Raw genomic sequence first — 10,321 nt, 5'->3', positions numbered from 1 at the left:
GGTGCGGGGCCTCCCGCATTTAAGCCCGCATTTAAGCTCGTGCCTATGCGCCACGATCTCGTCATCTTCGACAACGACGGCGTTCTTGTCGACAGTGAACCCATTTCCAACCGGCTTCTGGCCGCTTATCTCACCGAGCTGGGCCACCCCACCTCGTACGAGGACTCCATCCGCGACTACATGGGGTCGGCGATGCACCGGGTCCACGACCTCGTCCTGGAGCGGACGGGGCAGCGGCTGCCGGACGACTTCGACGAGGTCTTCCACGCTCGGGTCTTCGCCGCGTTCGAGCGGGAGTTGACGCCGGTGCCCGGCGTCGAGGCCGTACTGGAGAAGCTGGTGGCGGACGGGACGCCGTACTGTGTGGCGTCCTCGGGAAGCCATGAGCGGATCCGGGTGGGGCACCGGACGACCGGCCTCGACCGGTGGTTCGACGAGGAGCGGATCTTCAGCGCGCAGGACGTGGGACGGGGCAAGCCGGCGCCGGACCTGTTCCTGTACGCGGCCGAGCGGATGGGGGTCGCCCCGGAGCGGTGCGTCGTCGTCGAGGACTCCCCGCTGGGGGTGCAGGCGGCCGTCGCGGCCGGGATGGAGGTGTACGGGTTCACGGCGATGACACCGGCGGCGAAGCTCGCACAGGCCACACGGCTCTTCTCCCGCATGGAGGAGCTGACGGGCCTGCTGGCATGACCCCGGGCGTGCCCCGGGCCCGCCCCGGACGTGCTTCAGACGTGCCTCGGGCGGGATGCCGGGAGCGACGTCCGGTGTGACTCCCGTCATGACGCCGCCGTCCGGTCCGACGCCGGCCGGGAAAACCGGACCGCATTCCTCCTCGCCCGGGATCTACCCACCGGTAGCCCACAGCCCTACGCTCGCCGCCATGACGGATGCGCTGCGGCACGGGAGAGCCTCGCTGGCGTTCAGCTTCTTCGCGCAAGGCGTCGCCTTCGCTCTCCTCGTGACGCGCATCCCGGCCCTCCAGGACCGGTACGGGGTCTCCGACGCGTTGCTGCCGGTGTTCCTGGCCGCCGTGCCGATCCTCGCCGGCCTCGGCAGCGTGACCGCCGAACAGCTGGTGAAGCGAGTGCGGCCCAGTCGGCTGCTGCGCTGGTCCCAGCCCGTCGTCCTGCTGTCCCTGCTCGGCGCCGGAGCGGGTGACCGGATGGTGGAGCTGGCTGTCGCGCTCGCCGCTTTCGGACTGGCCGTGGGCGTGCTGGACGCCTCGATGAACATGCTCGGCGTGAGCCTGCAACGGGCGTACGGCCGCAGCATCATGCTCGGCTTCCACGCCGCCTACAGCCTCGGCGGGATCGTGGGGGCCTCGCTGGCCTGGGCCGGGGCGCACGGGCGGCTGGCGCTGTGGGTGGCGTATCTGCCGGTGGTGGCGGTGCTGCTGCCGGCGGTCCTGGTGGGGAGCCGGTGGTACGTCGACGGGCAGGCTCCGGCCGTGCCCGGGGAGCCCGGCAAGGACAAGAACGGGCACGAGGGCGGGACCGTCGCTCTCAGACTGCTGCTGCCGCTGTGCCTGGTGATGACGTTCGCGTACATCGGGGACTCGACCGTCTCCAACTGGAGCGCGAAGTACCTCCAGGACACGCTGGGCGGCTCCGAGCAGCTGGCGACCGTGCCGTACAACGTGTACATGGTCACCACGCTGCTGGGGCGGACCGTCGGGGACCTCGGGGTGCGGCGGTTCGGCGCCGTGGCCGTCGTACGGCTGGGCGCGCTGGTGGCGGCGCTGGGGTTCGCGGTGGTCGCCGGGGCGCCCGGGCCCTGGGTGGGGATACTCGGGTTCACCCTTCTGGGAATGGGGCTGTGCGTGCTGGTGCCGCAGACCTTCGCGGCGGCCGGAAGGCTCTTCCCCGGGGCCTCGGACGCGGCCGTCGCACGGCTCAACATCTTCAACTACGTGGGTTTTCTGATCGGCTCCCCGCTCGTGGGCGCGCTGGGCGACGCCTGGAGCCACCGGGGGGCCATGCTGGTGCCCATGGGGTTGGTGCTGGTGACGGCGGTGCATGCCGGGTCGTTCGCGCCTCGGCCCGACCGATACCGTGGCGGTCATGAGCGGCCGCGCACAGCTGATGTGGGATGAGGCAGTGACGGAGTACGACTTCGGTCCGGGCCATCCGATGGACCCGGTCCGCCTCGCCCTGACCAGGAAACTCGTCGGTGCTCTCGGGCTCGACCGGGAGGCACGCGTGGTGGCGGGCAAGCCGGCCGGGGAGTCGACGCTGAGGCTGGTCCACCGGGACGACTACATCGAGGCGGTGAAGGCCGCGTCGGCGCGTCCGGAGGCGGCGGACGGGACGTACGGGCTGGGGACGCTCGACGATCCGGCCTTCGCCGGCATGCACGAGGCGGCCGCGCTGATCGCGGGGCAGTCGGTGGGCGCGGCGGAGGCGGTGTGGCACGGGGAGGTGCTGCACGCGGTGAACTTCGCCGGCGGGCTGCACCACGCGATGCCGGGCAGCGCGTCCGGCTTCTGCGTGTACAACGACGCCGCGCTGGCGATCGCGCGGCTGCTCGAGCTGGGCGCCGAGCGGGTCGCGTACATCGATGTGGACGTGCACCACGGGGACGGGGTGCAGGCGGCGTTCTGGGAGGACCCGCGGGTCCTGACGATCTCGCTGCACGAGCATCCCCGGACGCTGTTCCCGCAGACGGGCTGGCCGGAGGAGACGGGGGCCCCGTCCGCGGAGGGGACCGCCGTGAACCTGGCGCTGCCCGCCGGGACCGGGGACGCGGGATGGCTGAGGGCGTTCCATGCCGTGGTGCCGGAGCTGCTCGCCGACTTCCGGCCGCAGGTGCTGGTGACGCAGCACGGGGCCGACACCCACTTCGAGGATCCGCTGGCGCATCTCGCGGTGTCGGTGGACGCGCAGCGGGCGGTGCAGATGGCGTGCCACTCGCTGGCGCACGAGTACGCCGGGGGCCGGTGGGTCGCGCTGGGCGGGGGCGGATACGCGGTGGTGGAGGTCGTGCCCCGCTCGTGGGCCCATCTGGTGGGGATCGCGGTGGGGCGGCCGGTGGAGCCGGAGACGGTGATCCCCGAGAGCTGGCGACAGGAAGTGTTCGCGCGGACACGGCAGTTGGGGCCGCTGCGGATGACCGACGGGCGGTGGCCGGTGACCTGGTCGGCATGGGAGTCGGGGTACGACCCCGCGGACCGGCTGGATCAGGCGATCCTGGCCACGCGACGGGCGGTGTTTCCGCTGCGGGGGATGCTGGCGTGACCGGCGGGGCGTGAGGGGGTTGCGTGACCGGTGGCGTGGCGCTCCAAGGGCCCGTGCGGGGGCGGAGGCGGCCGTCTGCGGCCCGAGGGCGGGCGGCCTGCTGTGACGGCCGGGAGGCCGGGCGTTACGCCGACTGAGCGGTGTTCGCGGGTTCCCCGGGCGTCCCGGGCAGGGGTGCGCCACCATCGCTCCCGTGTCGAGCACCGCCGCGCTGCGCGCCCATCTTCTGCGGACCGGTCTTGCCGGGACCGTGCGGACCTCGCGTGAGGACAGTCTGCGGAGCTACCGGCTGTTCGCGGCCCGTGACCCCCGGGTGCTGATCGGAATCGATCCCGAGGGGGAGTGGCGGCAGCAGGACCTGCTCGAGCTGATGGCACTGAGGTGCGGGGTTTCGGCCGATCCCGCGTACACCTTCGGCCATGATGTGATCGATCCGGAGCTGACCCTCGCCGCGCTGGACGCCTTCGCGGACCGGCTCGGCCTGGCCGCCCGGCGCGGTGAGCCGGTGCTCCTCGGCACCGGGCACCCGCATCGGCTGCTCGGTTTCTACGCCACGCTGGCGAATGCCCTGTCGGCAGCGGGATGTGCCGTTCTCACCCCGGCGCAGGGTCGCTGTATCGACATAACGACCCGGTTCGGGCTACGTCCCCACCGCCTCGTGTACGTACGGGGAGTCGCCCTGGTCCGGCCGTGCGAAGGTGAACGCCCCGGTTGTGAGCCCGGCGCGCACACGCACTCGCCGCTCCCGGTTCGCCTGGCGCTCGCCGCGGCCGCAGACGCCGGCGGGCCGCTGCCGAAGCTGGTGATCGGGGACCACGGCTGGGTCTGCGGCGCAGGTCAGCTGGGGTTCGAGGCCATGGGGCCGGCCGACACGAACGATCCCGCGCCCTTCGTGGGGCAGGCCGAGGGGCGTGTGTCCGTCGTCGTTCCACTTGATGACTCTGTCCGGTCCGCCTACTACCGCCCACTGGCCCGCTACGTACTCAATCGAGCGTGTCTGTCACAGTAGGCCGCCGATGGGTGCACCTCTTCCCCACTCGCATCACCCGCCCCTAGTCTGGGGAGTGAGCACGCAGCGACGAAGCGTCACCGGAAGGGGAAGCCGGTGGCCGTCGAGTGCGGAAGGTTCAGGTGTGTCATGGCTGAAGCTGGCGAAAGGCCTCTGAACGAGGTTCAGTTCCTTACCGTGGCGGAAGTCGCCTCGGTCATGCGAGTGTCGAAGATGACCGTGTACCGGCTGGTGCACAGCGGTCATCTGCCCGCGATCCGGGTGGGGCGGTCCTTCCGCGTCCCGGAGCAAGCGGTTCACGAGTACCTCCGTGACAGCTATGTGGGGGTGGAAACCGCCTGACGGCGACCTCGATTGACGATCTCGGTACTCGGGCGGGTAGGCTATAGCCCCTCATCAAGGTCGTATGGGCCCATGGCGCCCAACACCGAGTAATGAGAGAGAAGTGAGCGAGGGTAGTCGTGGGCTCTGTTATCAAGAAGCGGCGTAAGCGGATGGCCAAGAAGAAGCACCGCAAGCTGCTCAAGCGCACGCGCGTCCAGCGTCGCAACAAGAAGTAAGCGGGACGCCGGTCGCCGTCGAGGTGCGCAGCGCTGCGCAAGCGTGTCTGTGGCCCCCCACCGGATTCGGTGGGGGGCCATGCGCGTCCCAGGAGGTCGGACGCCGGACGGCCCGGTAAGTTCGTACTCGCGTGGCCCGTTGTCACCGCACGCAGCGGGCGGGATCGTCCCGGCGTCACCGGACCGGTGGGTTGCCGGTAGGTTGATCGCGCCGAGGACGCGCCGGGAGATCCCGCGCGGGTACGGGCAGGAAGCCAGGCGGGAAGGAAGGCACTGGTCTTGGGACAGGTCGTGCTCGTGACCGGAGCGGCCCGTCGGCTCGCGGGCCGGTTCGTCCGGCGCATCCAGCGTGATCCGCAGGTCGACCGGGTGGTCGCCGTGGACGCGGTCCGGCCCGAGCACCATCTGGGCGGCGCCGACTTCGTCCAGGTGGACATCCGGCAGCCCGCGATCGCGCGGGTGCTCGCCGAGACGTCCGCCGACACGGTCGTCCACCTGGACGTGACCGGCATCGCGCTGGGCGGCGGCAGCCGGGCCGCGGTCAAGGAGACCAATGTCATCGGCACCATGCAGCTGCTCGGCGCCTGCCAGAAGTCCCCGTCGGTCAAGCGGCTGGTGGTGAAGTCCAGCACCAACGTCTACGGCTCCGCGCCCCGGGACCCGGCCGTGTTCACCGAGACCACTCCGCCCAAGTCGCTGCCCAGCGGAGGCTTCGCGAAGGACATGGTGGAGGTCGAGGGGTATGTGCGGGGCTTCGCCAGACGGCGGCCGGACGTCGCCGTGTGCGTGCTGCGCTTCGCCAACATCCTCGGCCCCTCCGCGGACACCCCGCTGGCCTCGTACTTCTCGCTGCCGGTCCTGCCGACGGTGTTCGGCTACGACCCGCGGTTGCAGTTCGTGCACGAGGACGACGTGATCGAGGTGCTGCGGATCGCCTCGCAGGAGCCGCGCCGCGGCACGCTCAACAGCGGCACGTTCAACATCGCCGGCGACGGTGTGCTGCTGCTCTCGCAGTGCTCGCGGCGGCTCGGGCGGCCCACGGTTCCGCTGCTGCTGCCCGCCGTCACGTGGGCGGGCTCGCTGATGCGTACGCTGGGAGTGACGGACTTCTCACCCGAGCAGATCCGACTGCTGACCCACGGCCGGGTCGTGGCCACGGACCAGATGCGCGACGTACTCGGATTCGAACCCGCATACACGACCGCGGAGACCTTCGCGGAGTTCGCCCGCAGCCGTGGTCCCGGGCTGCTGCCGCCGGAGACGGTCGCGGGGGTCATCGACAGGGCCGCCGCGCTGGCCCAGCGGGGCAGTGGCCAAGTGACGACCCCATCCCCGACGCAGAGCGTCGACTGAGGAGCGCAGCAACCATGGCGGACGCCAAGGTCATTCCGTTCGACGACGACCGTTCTCGCGGGGGCTCCGCGCAGCGACCGTCACGACGCCGGGGCCAGGGTGCCCGGCGCGGCGGCGAGCCCGGGGCGGTCCGCGAGGTCAGGGCGCTGCCCGTCAGGGAGGCCGCGCAGGACGACGCCTTTGCGGCGGGCGGGGAACAGCCGTCGCAGCAGCCGGGCGGACCGGCCTGGGACGGCGGACTGGAGCAGCGCATCGCCAACGGTCTGGCGTTCCTGCGCCGCCGGCTCACCGGGGACTACGAGGTCGACGACTTCGGCTACGACGCCGAGCTCACCGAGCAGGTCCTGATGTCCCTGCTGCGGCCGCTGTACGAGAAGTACTTCCGGGTCGATGTGAAGGGCATCGAGAACATCCCCGCCCAGGGCGGTGCGCTGATCGTCGCCAACCACTCCGGCACACTGCCGCTGGACGCGCTGATGATGCAGGTCGCCGTGCACGACCACCATCCCGCGGACCGGCATCTGCGGCTGCTCGCGGCCGACCTGGTCTTCGTCCTGCCGGTGATCAACGAGCTCGCCCGCAAGCTCGGCCACACGCTCGCGTGCACGGAGGACGCCGAGCGGCTGCTCGGGCAGGGGGAGCTGGTCGGCGTGATGCCGGAGGGCTTCAAGGGCATCGGGAAACCTTTCAGCGAGCGCTACAAGCTGCAGCGCTTCGGCCGTGGCGGCTTCGTCTCCACCGCTCTGCGCCAGGGCGTGCCGATCATTCCGTGCTCGATCGTCGGGGCCGAGGAGATCTACCCGATGATCGGCAACGCCAAGACCCTGGCGCGGCTGCTGGGTTTCCCGTACTTCCCGCTGACGCCGACCTTCCCGTGGCTGGGTCCCCTGGGCATGATCCCGCTGCCGACGAAGTGGACCATCCAGTTCGGCGAGCCGATCCCGACGGACGGCCATCCGCCGGAGGCGGCCGAGGACCCGATGCTGATGTTCAACCTGACCGACCAGGTCCGTGAACAGATCCAGCACACGCTGTACAAGCTGCTGGTGCAGCGCCGGTCCGTGTTCTTCTGATCGCCCTCCGGGCCGGCCGGCCCATGCCGTTTCCACGACGACGGGGTGCCCCTTTGGACCGAGGGGCACCCCGTCGTCGTACGGCGTCGTCGTACGGCCGCTGCTACTCGGCGTCCTCCGCCTCGACGCCGAAGCCGGGCAGCAGGCCCGGGAGCAGGGGCGGGACGGTCACCTCGGGGGCGCTGGGGACCGGCCTGCTCACGGACGGCGAGGGGGTGCCGTCGAGTTCGGGCGGGTCGAGCAGATCGCCGGTGCTGCCGCCGATCAGTCCCCTGTCCTCGCTGCCGGCCGACGGACCGGAGCTGCTGCTGGGGTGCTGACCGCTGGGGGAGGGGTCGCTGCCGGTACTGGGCCGGACGGCGGACGGGCCAGTACCGGAGGCGGCGGGGGACGGCGCCGGGCTGGTGGCGTGCCGCTTGTCGTCGTCGCCGTCCGGTGCGGCGGGCTGGGGCAGCAGCGACCGCAGCGGGGCGACCTCTTCGTCTATGGCGTCGAACACCGACGACACCTGCCGACTGACGTCGTCGAGCTGCGCGGGCAGCTGGGCGCGCACCTCGCTCCAGGTCGCACGGTGGGTCCGGGAGAAGGTGGAGAGGGCCTGGATGGGGCCCAGGGAGTCGGGGTTGTTCTCGTACGCCTCGTGCAGCAGGCGGTGGCCCTCGGCGGCCTCGCGCCGCATCCCGGACAGGGTGCGGCGGATCTCGCCGAGCGACTCGCGGTCGAGGGGACGGCCGCGGCCGCGGTCCAGCAGCCGGCGGGCCTCGCTCAGCCGGGTGGAGGCCAGGGCGAGATGGGCCCGGCCCTGCTCGTCGGCGCCGTCGGTCAGGTAGGTGAGCTTGAAGTCCTCGATGCCGCGCTTGAGGCCGTACAGGGAGTCACCCGGGAGGGCGTCGGAGCTGGCGGCGGCCACTCCTCCGAAGGCTCCCGCGGCCACCCCGAGGCCGAGTCCGCCGGCGGCCAGTGACCTGCCGAGCCGTGTGCGCGGCCAGAGTTTCCCCGGGCCGCTCGTCCGCTGGTCGTCCTTGGCCCGATGGGACCGCTGTCCGGGCACCGATGCATCGGTCGCTTCGCCCGCGGTGCTCTCCTGCAGCATGGCCTCCATCGCGGCCACCAGGCGGGCCCGCTGGACGGCCTTGACCTCGGGATCCAGCTCCGGCCGGGGCAGCGCGTCCAGGGCGGTGGCGAGGGCCAGCATGCGGCCCTGCTCGGTCTGCTCCGCGGCAGCCGGGGCCGGTGCTGGTCCTTCGGACTGCTCGGCCGCCGTGCCCTGGCCGGACAGCTCCTCCAGGGCCCGGGCGAAGGCGTTCGCCCGCCGGTGCGCCGATAGGTTCGCGATCACTGGCGGCACCTCCTCTCGTCATGACGGTCGACTCCCCGGGCGATCTGAGGGTTGCACGTCCACGACCGCGCCCATACGAACGAATGATCAGGATTGGCCAAGGCGTGACCACAGGGAGCCTCTATCCCGCACAACGAGCGACTCAGCACCTGGGTTACGGACGGTACGGGATCCGTTGAAGAAGCCAACGTGCCTTTGGAAAAGGTGAGTTGAGAGCCGCCGGAGGAGGGCGGATCAGCGGGCGTCGTCCGGGAGCAGCCGGGCCAGGGTGCGGACGGCCCGGTACTGGAGGGTCTTGATGGCGCCCTCGTTCTTGCCCATCACCCGGGCGGTCTCGGCGACGGACAGCCCCTGGAGGAAGCGGAGGGTGACGCACTCCTGCTGCTGGGGGTTGAGCCGTCGTACGGCGTCCAGGAGGGCGGCGTTGGACAGGGACTCCAGGACGGAGTCCTCCGGTGAGCGCTCGACCTCGTTGGCGTCGAGCATCTCCCCGGTGGTGACCTCGAGGCGGAAGCGGCTGGACTTGAAGTGGTCGGCGACCAGGTTGCGGGCGATGGTGACGAGCCAGGCGCCGAAGTCGCGGCCCTGCCAGGTGAAGGTGCCGATGCGGCGCAGGGCGCGCAGAAAGGTCTCGCTGGTGAGGTCCTCGGCGGTCGCCCTGCCGCCGACGCGGTAGTAGATGTACCGGTACACGGTGTCGCTGTACTGGTCGTAGAGGCGGCCGAAGGCCTCGGGCTCACCGGCCTGGGCGCGCTCCACGAGCTCCATCATGCGGGCGCTGTCGCTGTCCGCGGCCGGACGCCGGACGGCGGTCCCCGCGGCGCGTCCCCGTCTGCCGACCGGCCGTGCCTCCCCCGCTCGCCGCCCCTCGACGGCGGTGCGGTGGGCCGGCCCCTGTTCCATGCTGCCGGTCAGCGCGTAGCACGGGCCCACGGGTGCGGCCGTGGCGAAGGCGGGGCCGGCGTACGCGGTGGGGACGAGGTCGCGCAGCAGGTCCAGGACCATTGCGCGGAGCGTGGCCAGGCCCGAGGCGTCAACCCCGACGTGTGGGTACACGGGACTCCCAGAGGCAGAGCTTCCATCACGTGCAGTGCGGAACCATTCACCCGTCGTGGCGACGGAGGGGTACCGGTTTGCGTCTGAGGAGAATAACGCTTCGTGCAGGCTCCATTACACCGGGTTGCTCAAATCATCGATTACGTCGCTTCTGTAACCGAATGACGCCTGTTGGAGCGACGAAGAACGACCGTTTTCTGATCGATCCGTTCCGTATTTGGTGTGACTCCGGGACGTGTCCTGGCGGGTCACCGTCAAAGTCCTCCGACCGCGAGCGTCTGGCCAGGCAGTGTCGTGCGGACCGGGCCGGTTCCGGTGGACGGCGTCCTGCGACCGTGCCTCCGGGGGCGGGCCGGACGACACCTGGCCTGTGGGCGTGAGAGCGGGGGAGAGCCGGTGGACGGGCGGTTCCGGCCGGCGGAACGGCTCAAAGGCGGCGGGACGGGCACGGTCCGGCGGGCGCGCGGCACCGCGCCGCACCGGGAGGGCGCCCGCCTCGGGCGCCGGGTGCCGTCCGCGCCGCGGGCCGCCCGTGCGGCCGGCGCCCGCCACCGGGACGCCGAACCCGCCGATGTGCCGCTGCGCACGGACGGGACCGCCGCCGGACCGTGGGGCCGCCGCAGGGCCGGAGGAAGGGAACAGAGGGCCGAAGAGGGCAGAGGAGGGCCGCGGGAGGAGCAAAGGAGAAGCAGGGGGGG

At 71.5% G+C, this 10,321-nt stretch carries 10 protein-coding genes; 8 read left to right on the top strand and 2 right to left on the bottom strand.

Annotation, left to right across the window (positions count from 1 at the left end; genetic code table 11):
* Nucleotides 1-45: 45 nt before the first annotated feature.
* From CCN35_RS23765 to CCN35_RS23730, 8 genes are all read left to right on the top strand, one after another.
* Nucleotides 46-690 carry an HAD family hydrolase gene (locus tag CCN35_RS23765; RefSeq protein ID WP_067395067.1) on the top strand — a complete coding sequence of 215 codons (645 nt, stop codon included), beginning with the start codon at nt 46-48 and terminating at the stop codon, nt 688-690.
* 190 nt (nt 691-880) lie between these two features.
* Nucleotides 881-2,092: an MFS transporter gene (locus CCN35_RS23760; protein WP_067395070.1), complete on the top strand. Its 1,212-nt coding sequence runs from the start codon at nt 881-883 to the stop codon at nt 2,090-2,092.
* Nucleotides 2,061-3,233, top strand: coding sequence for an acetoin utilization protein AcuC (locus tag CCN35_RS23755; protein ID WP_067395073.1), 1,173 nt, complete (start codon nt 2,061-2,063; stop codon nt 3,231-3,233). Before CCN35_RS23760 ends, CCN35_RS23755 begins: the two co-directional genes overlap by 32 nt.
* A 193-nt stretch (nt 3,234-3,426) precedes the next feature.
* On the top strand, nt 3,427-4,242 hold the full coding sequence (locus CCN35_RS23750; RefSeq protein WP_067395077.1) for a phosphatase: 816 nt from the start codon (nt 3,427-3,429) through the stop codon (nt 4,240-4,242).
* A gap of 129 nt (nt 4,243-4,371) precedes the next feature.
* Nucleotides 4,372-4,584 (top strand): helix-turn-helix domain-containing protein, encoded by a 213-nt coding sequence (locus CCN35_RS23745; protein ID WP_158100431.1) that lies wholly within the window; start codon nt 4,372-4,374, stop codon nt 4,582-4,584.
* A 119-nt stretch (nt 4,585-4,703) separates the two neighbouring features.
* A complete protein-coding gene (locus CCN35_RS23740; RefSeq protein ID WP_003948845.1) occupies nt 4,704-4,802 on the top strand; it encodes a 30S ribosomal protein bS22 in 99 nt (32 codons plus the stop codon).
* A 279-nt stretch (nt 4,803-5,081) separates the two neighbouring features.
* Nucleotides 5,082-6,155 (top strand): NAD-dependent epimerase/dehydratase family protein, encoded by a 1,074-nt coding sequence (locus CCN35_RS23735; RefSeq protein WP_086794284.1) that lies wholly within the window; start codon nt 5,082-5,084, stop codon nt 6,153-6,155.
* A 14-nt stretch (nt 6,156-6,169) separates the two neighbouring features.
* Nucleotides 6,170-7,228: a lysophospholipid acyltransferase family protein gene (locus CCN35_RS23730; RefSeq protein WP_067395087.1), complete on the top strand. Its 1,059-nt coding sequence runs from the start codon at nt 6,170-6,172 to the stop codon at nt 7,226-7,228.
* Between the two features lie 103 nt (nt 7,229-7,331).
* On the opposite strand, the gene CCN35_RS23725 is transcribed toward CCN35_RS23730, so the two are convergent.
* Nucleotides 7,332-8,567, bottom strand: coding sequence for a DUF5667 domain-containing protein (locus tag CCN35_RS23725; protein ID WP_086794282.1), 1,236 nt, complete (start codon nt 8,565-8,567; stop codon nt 7,332-7,334).
* A gap of 234 nt (nt 8,568-8,801) precedes the next feature.
* On the bottom strand, nt 8,802-9,623 hold the full coding sequence (locus tag CCN35_RS23720; protein ID WP_079129740.1) for an ECF subfamily RNA polymerase sigma factor, BldN family: 822 nt from the start codon (nt 9,621-9,623) through the stop codon (nt 8,802-8,804).
* Between the last annotated feature and the right edge of the window lie 698 nt (nt 9,624-10,321).

Origin of the sequence: Streptomyces thermovulgaris (assembly GCF_002155915.1) — a bacterium.
GTDB lineage: Bacteria > Actinomycetota > Actinomycetes > Streptomycetales > Streptomycetaceae > Streptomyces > Streptomyces thermovulgaris.
Note: the sequence above shows the minus strand (reverse complement) of the source record. Positions and strands in the feature narration are given on the sequence as shown.

Coding starts and splice junctions, on each gene's coding strand:
- CCN35_RS23765 (WP_067395067.1), top strand. CDS start 46: ATGCGCCACGATCTCGTCATCTTCGACAACGACGGCGTTCTTGTCGAC.
- CCN35_RS23760 (WP_067395070.1), top strand. CDS start 881: ATGACGGATGCGCTGCGGCACGGGAGAGCCTCGCTGGCGTTCAGCTTC.
- CCN35_RS23755 (WP_067395073.1), top strand. CDS start 2,061: ATGAGCGGCCGCGCACAGCTGATGTGGGATGAGGCAGTGACGGAGTAC.
- CCN35_RS23730 (WP_067395087.1), top strand. CDS start 6,170: ATGGCGGACGCCAAGGTCATTCCGTTCGACGACGACCGTTCTCGCGGG.
- CCN35_RS23745 (WP_158100431.1), top strand. CDS start 4,372: ATGGCTGAAGCTGGCGAAAGGCCTCTGAACGAGGTTCAGTTCCTTACC.